This is a genomic window from Lacticaseibacillus suihuaensis, from assembly GCF_054785075.1.
Genome location: NZ_BAAGBJ010000001.1, coordinates 220,177 through 235,061, shown reverse-complemented (window position 1 = coordinate 235,061; position 14,885 = coordinate 220,177). Strand labels below are relative to the sequence as shown.

At 62.1% G+C, this 14,885-nt stretch carries 8 protein-coding genes and 2 CRISPR repeat arrays (1 of these 10 running past the window's edge); all 8 genes read left to right on the top strand.

Annotated features, from left to right (window positions below; translation table 11 throughout):
• Positions 1 to 3,186: direct repeats of the CRISPR family, unit length 28 nt; unit sequence GTGCTCCCCGCATACGCGGGGGTGATCC (it extends 1,175 nt beyond the left edge of the window).
• Positions 3,187 to 3,671: 485 nt separating this feature from the next.
• Genes cas3 through cas2e form a run of 8 tightly spaced genes read left to right on the top strand, consistent with a single transcriptional unit; the run spans position 3,672 to position 13,023 of the window.
• Positions 3,672 to 6,431, top strand: a complete 2,760-nt coding sequence (cas3, locus tag ACYVRZ_RS01040) for a CRISPR-associated helicase Cas3' (protein WP_461224032.1) — start codon at positions 3,672 to 3,674, stop codon at positions 6,429 to 6,431.
• A gap of 4 nt (positions 6,432 to 6,435) precedes the next feature.
• Positions 6,436 to 8,139 carry a type I-E CRISPR-associated protein Cse1/CasA gene (locus tag ACYVRZ_RS01035; protein WP_461224030.1) on the top strand — a complete coding sequence of 568 codons (1,704 nt, stop codon included), beginning with the start codon at positions 6,436 to 6,438 and terminating at the stop codon, positions 8,137 to 8,139.
• Positions 8,132 to 8,743: a type I-E CRISPR-associated protein Cse2/CasB gene (casB, locus tag ACYVRZ_RS01030; protein ID WP_461224028.1), complete on the top strand. Its 612-nt coding sequence runs from the start codon at positions 8,132 to 8,134 to the stop codon at positions 8,741 to 8,743. Before ACYVRZ_RS01035 ends, casB begins: the two co-directional genes overlap by 8 nt.
• A 2-nt stretch (positions 8,744 to 8,745) precedes the next feature.
• Positions 8,746 to 9,822, top strand: a complete 1,077-nt coding sequence (gene cas7e, locus ACYVRZ_RS01025) for a type I-E CRISPR-associated protein Cas7/Cse4/CasC (RefSeq protein WP_461224026.1) — start codon at positions 8,746 to 8,748, stop codon at positions 9,820 to 9,822.
• Entirely contained in the window at positions 9,803 to 10,510 is a 708-nt protein-coding gene (gene cas5e, locus ACYVRZ_RS01020) for a type I-E CRISPR-associated protein Cas5/CasD (RefSeq protein WP_461224024.1), read from the top strand. The genes cas7e and cas5e overlap by 20 nt, the downstream gene beginning before the upstream one ends.
• A 1-nt stretch (position 10,511) precedes the next feature.
• Positions 10,512 to 11,171 carry a type I-E CRISPR-associated protein Cas6/Cse3/CasE gene (cas6e, locus tag ACYVRZ_RS01015; RefSeq protein WP_461224022.1) on the top strand — a complete coding sequence of 220 codons (660 nt, stop codon included), beginning with the start codon at positions 10,512 to 10,514 and terminating at the stop codon, positions 11,169 to 11,171.
• Positions 11,168 to 12,130, top strand: coding sequence for a type I-E CRISPR-associated endonuclease Cas1e (gene cas1e, locus ACYVRZ_RS01010; protein WP_461224020.1), 963 nt, complete (start codon positions 11,168 to 11,170; stop codon positions 12,128 to 12,130). Before cas6e ends, cas1e begins: the two co-directional genes overlap by 4 nt.
• Entirely contained in the window at positions 12,127 to 13,023 is an 897-nt protein-coding gene (gene cas2e / locus ACYVRZ_RS01005; protein WP_461224018.1) for a type I-E CRISPR-associated endoribonuclease Cas2e, read from the top strand. Before cas1e ends, cas2e begins: the two co-directional genes overlap by 4 nt.
• Positions 13,024 to 13,491: 468 nt before the next feature.
• A CRISPR array of direct repeats spans positions 13,492 to 14,435; the repeat unit is 28 nt; unit sequence GTGGTCCCCGCGCATGCGGGGGTGATTC.
• Between the last annotated feature and the right edge of the window lie 450 nt (positions 14,436 to 14,885).

Sequence of the window (14,885 nt, the reverse complement as noted above, 5' to 3'; positions counted from 1 at the left end):
CGGGGGTGATCCTCACCACGTACCCGTCGATGTAGGCGTACGCATGTGCTCCCCGCATACGCGGGGGTGATCCCGCTGGCATTAATATCGTCGGCAAACGGGTCAAGTGCTCCCCGCATACGCGGGGGTGATCCTTGGCAGGTGGCACCGTAGAGGGAATCACCGTGGTGCTCCCCGCATACGCGGGGGTGATCCTGCCTGTCATGGTCTCACCTCCCTTCGATGACCGTGCTCCCCGCATACGCGGGGGTGATCCCTTGACGGGCTTCTTACCAGTCTCGGCGGGATAGTGCTCCCCGCATACGCGGGGGTGATCCCAGACGCATCCGCGGCGTATGTCCCAAGGTTTTGTGCTCCCCGCATACGCGGGGGTGATCCTCGCCAGGTTCAGGCGGTCACTATCGAGTTGGAGTGCTCCCCGCATACGCGGGGGTGATCCTGTCAGCAATGTCATCCTCATCTTCAGTTCTAAGTGCTCCCCGCATACGCGGGGGTGATCCTAATAGTACATGTAGATGAGGGACATCTACAAAGTGCTCCCCGCATACGCGGGGGTGATCCTGACCAACTTTGTCGGCGGCATCGCATCATGGAGTGCTCCCCGCATACGCGGGGGTGATCCCGGCTGAATTCGATACCGATCGACCATCTCCTCGTGCTCCCCGCATACGCGGGGGTGATCCTTTTCTTAAATAATTTGAATATTGATGAGAATTGTGCTCCCCGCATACGCGGGGGTGATCCTCGGCACCCTATTTCACGAGGCGGGCTTGACCCGTGCTCCCCGCATACGCGGGGGTGATCCTTTACTTGTCCTCCTTCTTGATACTATCCACATGTGCTCCCCGCATACGCGGGGGTGATCCCTCTCCTTCTGTCAATCCTCTTAATTGCGATTTGTGCTCCCCGCATACGCGGGGGTGATCCTTTGAATCTCCGTGCTAGTGAATTTTCGATATTGTGCTCCCCGCATACGCGGGGGTGATCCCCCCGGCCTTGTGCTCCACCATCCAGTCCAGAAGTGCTCCCCGCATACGCGGGGGTGATCCTGACTGTGAGTCCGCCGGTGCCAAGCACGAGTGGTGCTCCCCGCATACGCGGGGGTGATCCCTCCACGTTGGTCATGACTGTGATGTCGCCATTGTGCTCCCCGCATACGCGGGGGTGATCCCCCCCCACCCACGAGAGGTAGGACAGCTGAGCGGTGCTCCCCGCATACGCGGGGGTGATCCTGTATTCCTTCTGGTGCTTGACGGAAGCAGAGAGTGCTCCCCGCATACGCGGGGGTGATCCCCGATTATCCCCATCTCAGAACTTTTGAGTGCCGGTGCTCCCCGCATACGCGGGGGTGATCCTGGCGCCAAGGGGACCGCTGGCCCGCCTGGCGTGTGCTCCCCGCATACGCGGGGGTGATCCCCTCGAGGCCGGCGCCTCCGTTACGGTCACAGAGTGCTCCCCGCATACGCGGGGGTGATCCCCGTAGCGCGATTTTGCGTAGTGGATGCCGGCGGTGCTCCCCGCATACGCGGGGGTGATCCCCCTAACCGTGCGCGAGTGGCCGTTTTTGGCGAGTGCTCCCCGCATACGCGGGGGTGATCCTATGACGGCACGGGTTGGAACAGCTGGCGGAAGGTGCTCCCCGCATACGCGGGGGTGATCCCCATCTAGCATAAAATCAAATGAACCAGTAGTAGTGCTCCCCGCATACGCGGGGGTGATCCCGTGCGGGTGTAGGTCTTTGGGTTAATTTCGTCTGTGCTCCCCGCATACGCGGGGGTGATCCTTGGGTGCGCGAGCCAGTCAGTCACGGCTTCGAGTGCTCCCCGCATACGCGGGGGTGATCCCACGGTCGAGTTCACCAAGGCACCAACCGTGGCGTGCTCCCCGCATACGCGGGGGTGATCCCAAGCTCAACGTCTCAGTTGAGCTGCTCAACCAGTGCTCCCCGCATACGCGGGGGTGATCCTGCCGTCGGCGGCTGGGTTAATGCACAGCAATCGTGCTCCCCGCATACGCGGGGGTGATCCCACTGGGCTGGTGGTGTCGGTCTCAAAGGTATCGTGCTCCCCGCATACGCGGGGGTGATCCCGTCGCCGGGTATCGCCAGCCACAAATCAGCTGGTGCTCCCCGCATACGCGGGGGTGATCCCTAGGCGCTTGTCCAAGTATGCGTTGAAGTGCGGTGCTCCCCGCATACGCGGGGGTGATCCTCGTTCGAGCAATACTGCGAATAGCGGTATGGAGTGCTCCCCGCATACGCGGGGGTGATCCTGACACTACCGGCAATTAATAAGAGTCTCGCAAGTGCTCCCCGCATACGCGGGGGTGATCCCGACAAAAGCGCGCAGCTCTGCGCCGGCTTCATGTGCTCCCCGCATACGCGGGGGTGATCCCGAGGCCGACCTCACCGCTCTGGACACGAGGCTGTGCTCCCCGCATACGCGGGGGTGATCCCACCGTCGGCGTGTTGCTCATGGTCAGCCAGCCGTGCTCCCCGCATACGCGGGGGTGATCCCGAAGGACTGATTTTCTAGCTCCGCCACACGGCGTGCTCCCCGCATACGCGGGGGTGATCCCCGACACGATCACACGCGACGACCTTGAAAACTGTGCTCCCCGCATACGCGGGGGTGATCCCGGTCGTCATAGCAACCCCATCCTTTTCAATTTGTGCTCCCCGCATACGCGGGGGTGATCCTTGTCAAGAACTGGGGCACAATCGTCGAATGGCGTGCTCCCCGCATACGCGGGGGTGATCCCGCCTCGCTGCTCGCCAGTCGCATCAGCAGCGAGTGCTCCCCGCATACGCGGGGGTGATCCTCCAGCTGGCGTCCGCAAACCACCTGGCAAACGTTGCTCCCCGCATACGCGGGGGTGATCCCATTATCGGCGAACAGCTGTGCCAAATCGTGCAGTGCTCCCCGCATACGCGGGGGTGATCCTCAAGCCACGGGTCGGTGATGGCTACAAACAGGGTGCTCCCCGCATACGCGGGGGTGATCCTTGTGTAGGTGACACTGCGCCCGTAAAGCTGCGGTGCTCCCCGCATACGCGGGGGTGATCCCGCCAGCTATCAGCGCAAGTACAACCAGGTCCAGTGCTCCCCACATACGCGGGGGTGATCCTCCAAGGTGCCTAGAGGACTGTGTCCGTGAGCAGTGCTCCCCGCATACGCGGGGGTGATCCTGATGGAGATTAGCTTCGGGATGTCAAAAGAAAGTGCTCCCCGCACAAGACTGGAGCAAAATGAATAAGGACAGTGCTCCCCGCATACGCGGGGGTGATCCTCACACACGGCGCGATAGCTGACTTGGTCCTTTGTGCTCCCCGCATACGCGGGGGTGATCCTTGCGTAGCCGTCAAGCATGGTGGAGGCAATCAGTGCTCCCCGCATACGCGGGGGTGATCCCTGGAGGCAGAGTGACGGCTGGGGGGCCTAGAGGTGCTCCCCGTATACGCGGGGGTGATCCCAAGACCAAGTACAGAAGGCTTGTCGCATTACGGTGCTCCCTGCATACGCGGAGGACATCGAGATTGATTTGTCATCGCCGTATGTGTTCACCTAATTCTTAAAAATAATTGTCACCGCTTGCATTAAAAACTTGTCTCCTCTGATTTATCGAAGTATGATAAGAACATATGATAATCGTACAAGCAAGGGGGCACTTGTCATGATTTCACATCCGCTGTCATACACACCACAGGAAAAAGCGCTTTGGGCCAAGAAGCGAACCGAAGATGGGCGACAGACTTGGCTCCCGCTTCTGGCCCACCTTGAAGACACCGAGCGCGTGATCAACTGGCTTTATCAGCACTGGTTATCGGACGCTCAGCGGGCGTTCGTCGAAGCGGATCTCGGCGAGGACGGCGGCCCCCAGCTTGCCAAATTTTTGGGCTTCACCCATGACCTCGGCAAGGCGACCCCGGTGTTTCAGACTAAGCGTTCTTACGATTTCAATCAGGCGCTGGACGGCGAGCTCATCGAGCGCCTGCTGCGGGTTGGGTTCCACGACCTGGAGGGGCTCGAGCACGAGTTGACCGCCGCGAGTGCCTCACCGCATGCCTTGGCCGGTGAGGCGCTGCTTGAACGCGCCGGCGTTCCCGATGCCATCGCAGCGATTGTCGGCGGCCACCATGGTCGCCCGGCCAACCGGGCGCCTTGGGACCAGATTCGCCAGTATACCAAGAATTACTGGCAAGCCGATCGAGACGTTGCCACCCAGCGGACCTGGCAGAGCATCCAAGAACATCTCATCGCCTGTGCCTTGCAGCGAGCCGGATACGCCAGCGTGACGGCCTTGCCGCAGGTGGCGCAGCCCCAGGCCGTCCTGCTGGAGGGCCTTTTAATCATGGCTGACTGGCTGGCGTCCAGTGAAACGCTGGGGGATGCCGACCAGACGCCGCTGTTTCCGCTAATCGACCTTGACCAAGGCTTCGATGATTTGGACATGCAAGGGCGCTTCGAGGCGGCGATGACGCACTGGTACCTGGGTGAGGACTTCACACCGGAGCCCGTGACGCTGGCCGAAGACCCGTACCGGAAGCGGTGGGGCTTCACCCCGCGGCCGGTTCAACGTGCTGTGACCCAGGCGATTGCCGCGGCTACGGCGCCTGGCCTGGTGATTCTCGAGGCGCCGATGGGCGTTGGTAAAACTGAAACGGCCCTGCTGGCGGCCGAACAGCTGGCGTATCAGTGCGGTCAAACCGGACTGTTTTTTGGCTTGCCCACGCAGGCGACGGCCAACGCGATGTTCGACCGCGTGGCCGACTGGCTGGGACAGCTGCCCGGCGGCGCCGAAGCGGTGCGATCACTGGAGCTGATGCACGGCAAGGCCGCGTTCAACCCGCATTTTCGCGCTTTACCCGCCGCGGCCAACGTGGAAGGCACCGGTGCGGTGAGCGTCAACGAGTGGTTTTCCGGCAAGAAGCGCATCCTTGATGCCTACACCGTCGGCACCATCGATAACCTGTTGGTGATGGCGCTGAAGCAAAAGCACCTGGCCCTCAAGCACCTCGGGCTGAGCAAGAAGGTTGTAATCCTCGATGAGGTACACGCCTACGACGCTTACATGGGCCAGTACCTCTACCGGGCGGTCGAATGGCTGGGGACTTACCGGGTGCCGGTGGTGATTCTCTCTGCCACGCTGCCCAAGGCACGGCGCAACGCGCTTTTGGCCGCCTACTACCGCGGCCGCTTCGGCAAGCGGCTGGCGCGTCACGCCGACCTCAGTGAGCTCCCGGCGGATTGGCAAAACACCGCCGCCTATCCGCTGCTGACGCTGCTCGACGGGCGCAAGGTGCGACAGGTCACTGACTTTGGCGGGACCTCGGATCAGACTGCGTTGACCGTGTCCGTGCGGCGGCTGGCCGAGCCGGCCGATGAGCCGGCGGTGATGCAAGACGTCGCGGCGGCTATCGCAGGCGGCGGGGTGGCCGGCGTCATCGTCAACACCGTGCGTCGCGCTCAGGCGCTGGCCGCGGCCGCGCCGAGCGACGTGCCGGTGGTGGTGTTGCACTCGGCCTTCTTGGCCCCCGACCGGGCACGGCTTGAGGCCAAGCTGCAGCAACTGATCGGCAAAAACGCCGTGCGGCCGCCCCGGCTGATTGTGATCGGGACCCAGGTGCTGGAGCAGTCGCTGGACATCGACTTTGATATTTTGTACACCGACATCGCGCCGATGGACCTGCTGCTGCAGCGCATCGGCCGGTTGCACCGCCACGCCATCGCGCGACCACAGCAGCTTGCCCAACCGCGGGTGGTGGTGATGGGCATCCGGGAGATGGGCGACTACGGTGACGCCAACGCGGCCATTTACAGCCAGTACCTGCTGATGCGAACCGACGCAGCGCTCGACGCGACGATTCAGCTGCCGAGCCAGATTTCGCCGCTGGTTCAGGTGGTGTACGATCCGCTGCGCGATCCGGCCATTGACGGGTTGGCGGCGGCTCGAGCCGAGTTTGAGACCAAGCGCGAGCGGGCAGAAGCCAAGGCGCAGGTCTTTCGGCTCGAGCCGGCTGACCCAACCGCGACGCTGCACGGCTGGCTGGCCGATTCGCAGCAAAACATCGACCGTGATGTGCGTCAGGCGGAGGCCGCGGTTCGCGACATTCAAGAGACGCTCGAGGTGATTTTGCTGCGCCGCGGCGACGCCGGGCTTCAGCTGTTGGACGGGCGGCCGCTTGCTGACTGCCCGTCGGCGACCATCGCGACGCAGGTGATTCGCTTGCCGCACGCCGTGACCCCGGACATTGGCACGGCCATCACCGCGCTGGAGCAGACCACGCGCGAAGCCTTGCCCGACTGGCAAGCCGACAAGTGGCTGCGCGGCGCGTTGGCGCTGGTGCTCGACGCGCAAGGAACCGCGACGCTTGGCAACTGGCGACTGCAGTACGATGCGGCACTGGGCTTGAGTTATCAGAAAAAGGAGTGAGTCAATGGCACATCTTGCCTTTAATTTGCGGCGTGATCCTTGGATTCAGGTGCTGACGAAGGCGACCGGCACGGTGCAGACGGTCAGCCTGGCGACGCTGTTGGACCGACCGCAGGATTACGCCCGGCTGGCCGGCGACACGGCGGCGCAAGACCTCGCCGTCTTGCGGCTGCTTTTGGCGGTTCTGCACACGGTTTACACACGGGTGGATGCCACCGGGCAGCCGTACGACTGGCTGGACCTAGGCCCGACAACCGGCGCGGTTGTCGACGTTGATCCAGACGACTCCGGTTGGGCGGCCGACTTACTGGCGACCTGGCAGACCCTGCGTCAAACCGGCCACTTCGGCGCGGCGCTGGATTACCTGACGCAGCACGAGGCCCAGTTCGACTTCTTCGGTGACACCCCGTTTTACCAGGTGACCGCCGCCCAGTACGACGCCTTGGTCCCGGCCAAAAAGCAGATTCGCACCGGCACCGGGACGGTGGCCCTGAAGCAGATCAATCGGCTGGTGTCCGAAAGCGCGAACTCACCGGCCCTTTTTGCGCCCAAAAGTGGGGCGGGGAAGGATTCACTGACCTTGCCCGAGCTGGTTCGCTGGGTGATCACCTACCAGAACTTCACCGGCGTGACCGACAAATCCAAGATCGAGACACCGGAGAAGTTCTCCGCCCCGGCCGGCTGGCTGTACCGGCTGAACCCGGTGTTTGCCAAGGGGCAGGACTTGGTCGAAACGCTGCTGTTGAACCTGGTGTTGACCGATGGGAAGGCCTATCACATCGAGCACCCGGTGTGGGAACAGCCCGTTAACGCTTACGTGGCACAACGCATTAAGCAAATCTTGCCGGATAACATCGCGGCGCTTTACACCGCCTGGAGCCGGCTTTTGCACCTCGAGTGGGACGCGCAAGGGCGGCCGACGATTTTTTCGGCCGGGCTGCCGATGTACGCCAGCGACAACGCGTTCATCGAGCCAATGACCACCTGGCGTCGCGACGACAAGGCGGCAGTCGAGACTTACCGCCCGGCCATGCGCGGTCAGCGCAACATGGCGTATGCGATGTGGCGCAACTTCGGTCAGTACGTGCGGACCAGCTCGGCGGTGGCGATGCACGAACCAGGCGTGGTGCAGTGGCTGGGGCGGCTTCAAGACAAGCAGCTTTTGGCACGGGAGCGCCACCTGACGTTGGCCTCGGTGGCCTTGATCAGCGACGGCAACGCGACCTCGCAGGCGCCGGTGGCCGAGATTGCAGACGACATGACGCTTGATGCGGCCGTGTTGTTCGATCGCACGGATGGCGATTTTTGGCCGGGCCGAATCGAGGACACCATCGCCGCCACTCAGCAGATTGGCCGTGATTACTGGGCCTTTCTCAGCAACGTCGCGACGATCCGCAACCTGGACCGCACGGCCTTTGGCACCAAGTACTCGGCGGCGTTTTACGCCAGGCTCAACGGACCGTTCAAGGACTGGCTGGCCAGCCTGACCAATCAAGACGACCGGGATGCACGGATCCGGGAGTGGTACCAGACCCTGCAGCGGTTAGTGCTGGCCACCGCCGATGGATTCGTGCAACAGGCGACCCCGCGTGATCTGAGCGGTGTCGAAACCGAGCGCGGCGTGATGAACATATTCGTTGCCCGCAACATTTTGGCCGCGACCGTGCGGCGCGACCTGAACATAGAAAAGAGGAACGCGAATGGGTGATTCGACACAAAAAGCGGCCACGGCCATCTTGTTGCAGTTGGCGGCCGGCGGTTCCAGCAGCAGGGCCATCTTGGCTAGCCTACGCGGGGCGAGTTCGCTGGCCAGCCCCCGGGCCCAGGCGGTGTGGCCGCTGATGCTGAGTGCGATGCCGGCGGCGCTGTTGAGCCGGACCGGCGAGCCGACCAGAAGCGAAACCGCAATTTTCACCGCGCTGCGCCTGTTTGCCTTGGTGCAGCAGGGCCGCGTGACCGGCGGCTTCGCGCCGGTTGGCCGCGGCGCCACAACCGCGGCGGCTGACGAGCCGACCGGCGTGTCGCTGTTTGCGGCGCTTGGCGCCGCTCGAATCACGGTCGGCTCCCCGGAAGCGCTGGACCGGCGCGTTCGGGCGGTGCTTGGGGCCAGCAACTTCGCCAGCGTGGTGGATGGCTTGACCCACCTGGTGGCGATTCTCAAGGGCACCAAGGTCATTCCAGCCATCGACTACGCTCAGCTGGCCGGCGACCTCGCAAGCTACCAGATCAGCTTCGAGCAGGCCAGCCGGGTCAAGCTGCGCTGGGGTCAGGCCTACTATCACACGGCAGAACAAGTCAAAGGAGCGAATTAATCATGACGCAAGCGAACCTGTACCTCGATATTCACGTAATCCAAACCGTGCCGTCTTCGAACCTGAACCGCGACGACACCGGTACACCCAAAAATGCGCAGTACGGCGGCGTCACTCGGGCTCGCGTGTCCTCGCAGGCGTGGAAGCACGCGATGCGCGAGGATTTCAAGGCGCTGCCGGCCGCCCTTCAGGGGACGCGCACCAAGGAGGCAGCGCGGCTTTTGGCCGAAGCCATCCAGGCGCAGGCAGAGACGTTCGGTGAAGACGAGGCCAAGGACCTGGCGGCGGCCGTGTTCACGGCCGCTGGGGTGAAGCTGGACAAGAATTTTCAAACTGGGGCGCTGCTTTTGATCAGCCGCGGCCAGCTCGCCAAGCTTGCGACCTACGCCTTGACCCACGACACGCTGGACAAAAAGGAACTCAAGGCGGTGCTCACGGGCGACCAGTCGCTGGACCTCGCGCTGTTCGGCCGCATGGTGGCGGATAATCCCGAGCTCAACGTCGAAGGCTCGGCCCAGGTCGCGCATGCCCTGTCGACGCACGAAATCATCCCCGAGTTCGACTACTTCACCGCCATGGACGACGAGCAGCCCGAAGACAACGCCGGCGCTGCGATGCTTGGAACGATTGAGTTCAATTCGGCCACGCTGTACCGCTACGCCAACCTGAACTACCGCGAGCTGGTCGCTAACCTCGGTGCGGCGACCGCTACGAAGGGTGCTTTGGCCTTCATCAAGGCCTTCCTGCTGTCCATGCCAAGCGGCAAGCAAAACACCTTCGCCAACAAAACCCTCCCGAGCTATGTGATGGTGACGCTGCGCCAAGACACGCCGGTCAACCTGGTGGCGGCCTTCGAGCAGCCGATCACCACCCGTGACGGGTACGTCGAAAAATCCGTGGTGGCGCTTGAAAAGGACTACCAAGACGCACAGCAGTTCGTTGAAGCCCCGCTTGCGACCTTCGTGCTCGCCACCACTGACACGACCGTCGGCACCCGCGTGGCCAACCTCGACGCACTGCTGACCCAAGTGTCGGAAGAATTGTCACAGGTGACTGCCGATGAAGACCCTAACGCTTGAGCTGACCGCGCCGCTGCAGTCGTACGGCAATGAAGCCGCGTTCTCGCGCCGCACGACCTTCGATCACCCGACCAAAAGCGCGGTGGTCGGGCTACTGGCCGCGGCGCTGGGCTACAACCGCAGCGACCCACGCTTGATTGACCTGAACCAGCTGCTGTTGGCGGTGCGCGTCGATCAGCCCGGCGTTCTCACCACTGATTACCAAACCGTGGAATGGAAAGCGGACACGCGTAAGGTGACCTACCGCGATTACCTGCAAGACGCCGTGTTTGTGGTGGCGGTGGGGAGTGAGGACGACGCATTGATTGACGCACTTCAACTGGCGCTGTTGCGGCCCCGGTTTCAGCTTTACCTCGGGCGCCGTGCGGATCCGCCGGCGGGGCCGCTGCGGGTCGCAACCCATGCTGACGCGGATCCGGTGGCGGTTTTGCAACGGCTGCCTTGGCAGGCGGCGCCGTGGTTTCGGCGGCGGCACCGCCAGGGCATCGAGGCCGAGCTGTTCGCGGATGCCACGCTGGTACCGGCCGGCCGGGCGCGGCTGGTGAAGGACGTCTTGACCTCTGCCGCTCAGGCCGATCGGCGCTTCACCTTCCGCGAAGAGGTGACGTTGCGGGTGCCATTGCGCGATCCGCTTGCGCCCGGGAACGAGACGGCGCATGACGCCTTTTCCGCACTGAAGGAGGAGTGACATGTTCTTATCACGCGTAGAAGTTGACTGGCAAGACCGCCAGCGATTACAGACGCTGACGCACCTCGGCGCTTTTCACGATTGGGTTGAACAAAGCTTCCCGGCGGCGGTGGCGGCGGGACAGCGCCCGCGCCACTTGTGGCGCTTGGACGAGCTGGCGGGGCGCGAGTACCTCCTTGTGTTGAGCGCCGAGCGGCCCGACCCGGTCGGCCTGGCCCGCTACGGCGTTGCCGGCAGCGTTCAGGTGAAAAACTACGCCCCGTTCTTGGCGCGACTGCACCAGGGGCAGCAGCTGCGCTTTCGCCTGACCGCCAATCCATCGCATGCAGTCAAAGACGACACCGCTCCCCAGGCACGTGGCAAAGTGTACCCGCACGTCACCGTCGCGCAGCAGCGGCAGTGGCTGATGGACCGGGCCGCAGCGGCCGGCTTTGCCCTTTTGGCGGGGACTACTGGGCCCCAATTTGACATCGTCGGTCGTGACCACCCCGTCATGCGCCACAAGCGCAGTCACGCGGTGCGAATCAGCCGGGTGACATTCGAAGGCCGGCTTGAGGTCACCGATCTCGAGCAGTTCAAAACGACTCTGACAACCGGCCTGGGCCGCGAGAAAGCCTACGGAATGGGCCTGATGACGGTGATCCCGGAGGTCACCGAATGAGCCACCAAATCGCTGGTGCAAAGAATGCGGACTTGACTGAGCTCGGGCGGGTACGCGATCGCATCAGCTTTTTGTACCTCGAACACGCTGCGCTCAACCGCCAAGACAGCGCCATCACCGTGACGGACAGGCGCGGTGTGGTGGCTGTTCCCGCCGCGATGCTGGCTGTCTTGCTCCTCGGTCCCGGCGTTGACGTCACGCACCGCGCGATGGAACTACTCGGGGACTCCGGCGCCAGTGTTGTCTGGGTCGGCGAACGCGGAGTCAGACAATACGCACATGGTCGGGCGTTGAACCACAGCGCCACTTTGTTGGCGGCACAGGCGCGACTGGTTTCCAATCAGCGCTCGCGCTTGGCCGTGGCGCGGCGGATGTACCAGATGCGCTTTCCCGACACCGATGTCAGCAAGCTCAGCATGGTGGCGTTGCGTGGCAAGGAAGGGGCCCGTGTCCGGCAGGTGTATCGCGACGCGTCGGCCAAGACCGGCGTGGCGTGGTCTGGTCGCGCCTACGATCCGGATGATTTTGAGGCGGGGACGCCGATCAATCAGGCCCTGACTGCTGCCCATGCCGCGCTTTATGGCCTGGCCTACAGCGTCATCGTGGCCCTGGGCGCCTCACCCGGGCTCGGCTTCGTTCACACCGGGCACGACCTTTCTTTTGTGTACGACTTTGCCGACCTCTACAAGGCCGAAGTGACCATTCCCATTGCCTTCTCGGTGGTGGCGACGCTTGTACCGGGGGATGATATCGGCCGTAAAACGCGCCTGGCCGTCCGGGACGCCTTTGTCGACGGTAAGTTGATGCTGCGCATGGTGGCCGACCTCAAGACCTTGCTGGGCCAAAAAGACGCGGTTGACGAAGGCGACATTGTCAACTTGTGGGATGACAAGCTGGGCTTGCAGAAGTTTGGGGTCTCGTACCGCGAGTTCGAAGACGCAAGGGGGAATCGCCAATGATTGTGGTGACCCTTTCCAAGGTGCCGCCTTCACTGCGTGGTGTGTTGACCCGCTGGTATCAGGAGATTCAAACCGGTGTGTACGTCGGCAGCGTCAGCGCTCGCGTTCGCGATCAGCTGTGGACCCGGATCACGCGCGATATCGGCAGCGGCGAAGCAACGATGGTGTACAGCACCCGCAACGAGCTGGGCTATCAGTTCGTGACCACCCGCCACGACCATCAGGTGGTTGATTACGACGGCGTCCCCTTGATGATGCGGTTGGTGGCTCCGGAACCAGCCGTCGTCAAGCCCGGCTTTAGCGACGCGGCGCATTTTCATCAGGGCAAAATGCGTGTGGCACGAAACCGGCGCGGCCCTGCCAGCGCAGCGAAGGCGGGAGCCTTCGTGACGCTGGACCTTGAAACCTCCGGCCTGGTGCCGGGGGAAGACCAAATCATTGCAATTGGTGCGGTTCGCCTGGGTGCTGATGGCACAACGACCGCTTTTTCTCGGTTGATTGCAACGGATATTCCGCTGTCGCCACCGATCCGCCAGCTCACCGGGCTGACGGAGCCTAGGCTGAAAGCAGAGGGGGTCGCGCTCGGCGCTGCCTTAGCAGACCTGCGTGATTTCGTTGGCGACGGCCCCATTGTGGGGTACAACCTGCCATTCGACGACAAGTTCCTCGCGGCCGCATGCAGAATGCTTGATATGCCGCCGTTTGACGGCCGGCGCGTTGATTTGACCCCGGTGATTAAACGCCACGATAAATTTCTTGATAACTACAAGCTGGGTACGGTGCTTGCCAAGTATGGCATTGAGAACGCACATCCCCACGATGCCCTAGCGGATGCTGAGGCCACCATGTCATTAGCCAAAAAATTAATTGAGACAGGGCGTTTAAAATTGTAAAAACGGAGAAAGTTTGAGATAGTTAATCCTAAAGTTAGCTGCCTGCTCCCCGCGCATGCGGGGGTGATCCGGTTTTTATTTTCGCGTGTTTTTATTCCCCGCATACGCGGGGGTGACGCCAGGGCGCAGTCAGGTCGCAATACCCGGTTGAAAAATGCACCGGGGATGGGGCGGGCCGATTGCTATTTGGTGGCAGGACCACGATCTTTCGTTTGGGCCAGCGCGTGTGATACTTGCTTGTTCATCTTCACATGGAGTCGTTCGATCACCAACGAACGGCTTTTTTTCGGTGGCATGATACAATTAGTCTAGTGGGGTTGATTGATTTCACTCAGGCGAAGCGGGTGTTGAGGGGGGCCACGAATAGTATGGGCGAACGAATTCTTCGGAAGTTGGCTTGTCGCTGAAGTTGACGAAATTATTCAAGTGAAAGAGTTGGCAAAACCGATTTGGGGGGATTTGTTTAGTGTGGTCCCCGCGCATGCGGGGGTGATTCTATAGCGGCTCATAGGCTTTCGGCACGATGCTGGTGGTCCCCGCGCATGCGGGGGTGATTCCGAAGACCGGCAGTGTACCGGCCTGAATTGCCGGTGGTCCCCGCGCATGCGGGGGTGATTCTTGACTAATCAGCGGCCCGAAGTCCATTTTGCCGTGGTCCCCGCGCATGCGGGGGTGATTCCGGCGACTCTCTTGTGTGCTATGGCCTTGGTCGGTGGTCCCCGCGCATGCGGGGGTGATTCTGCTAGTTGTGTGTTAACGTTGACCTGGTCGCCGTGGTCCCCGCGCATGCGGGGGTGATTCCCGTCCCGGTGCTGTTTGTGGCCCATGCAAAGTGGTGGTCCCCGCGCATGCGGGGGTGATTCTATTCTAATACTTCGAGCGCAAATATAGAATAAGTGGTCCCCGCGCATGCGGGGGTGATTCCCAGCAACTGGCAGAGATGAAGGGTCATGGCGAGTGGTCCCCGCGCATGCGGGGGTGATTCCAGCGTCCCGAACACGGTCAGGCCGTACAAGACGTGGTCCCCGCGCATGCGGGGGTGATTCCGTCGGAGAGGTCGCCCACCTGCGCCACAGTGAGTGGTCCCCGCGCATGCGGGGGTGATTCCAGGAAGAGGCAGCCAAGGTTGCTGACGACACCGTGGTCCCCGCGCATGCGGGGGTGATCCTCTGCTCGTCCGTCAGTCCTAGTGCTTTCAGCTGTGGCCCCCGCGCGTGCGGGGGTGATCCCTGGGCGCGATATAGCAGGATGGTGACCCCGCTGTGGTCCCCGCGCGTGCGGGGGTGATCCTGAGTGTAGCGATGATGAAGCCAATCATTGACCGTGGTCCCCGCGCATGCGGGGGTGATCCTGACGGCAAAGGGCTAGCAGGTCGCCAAGGGGCGTGGTCCCCGCGCATGCGGGGGTGATCCTCAGCACGCACCTGCGCGACGAAATCACGGCGCGTGGTCCCCGCGCATCGGGGGGTTCCGCATTACTTTTGCCTTTGGGGGATTGCACGGGTAGCCTCGGTGCATGCAGTGGTAATCATTTCACCTGAGTAATGGCAGAATAGAAGACCTCGCATAGTTCCTGTACCGGCTTTATTTACCCCGTACACAATCAACTGTGGTTTCTGGGCAGGAAGCGTTGATTCTTCACGACATGGTATTGTCACTCAAAATATTGCGTTGAAGTATCCGTTATGTCGGTATCTGATGAATAGCCGGCCTAATCCGACTAGGCGAAATTTAACAAGGGACTGCACCGTCTTGATAAGGCATTAGTATTTTCTTTTTCGAATATAAAATTTTTTTTGACGTTTCTGAGCGTTAGCCATATAATCCTTGTTAGACGTGATGGTTTGCTTCGCTGACCATCTT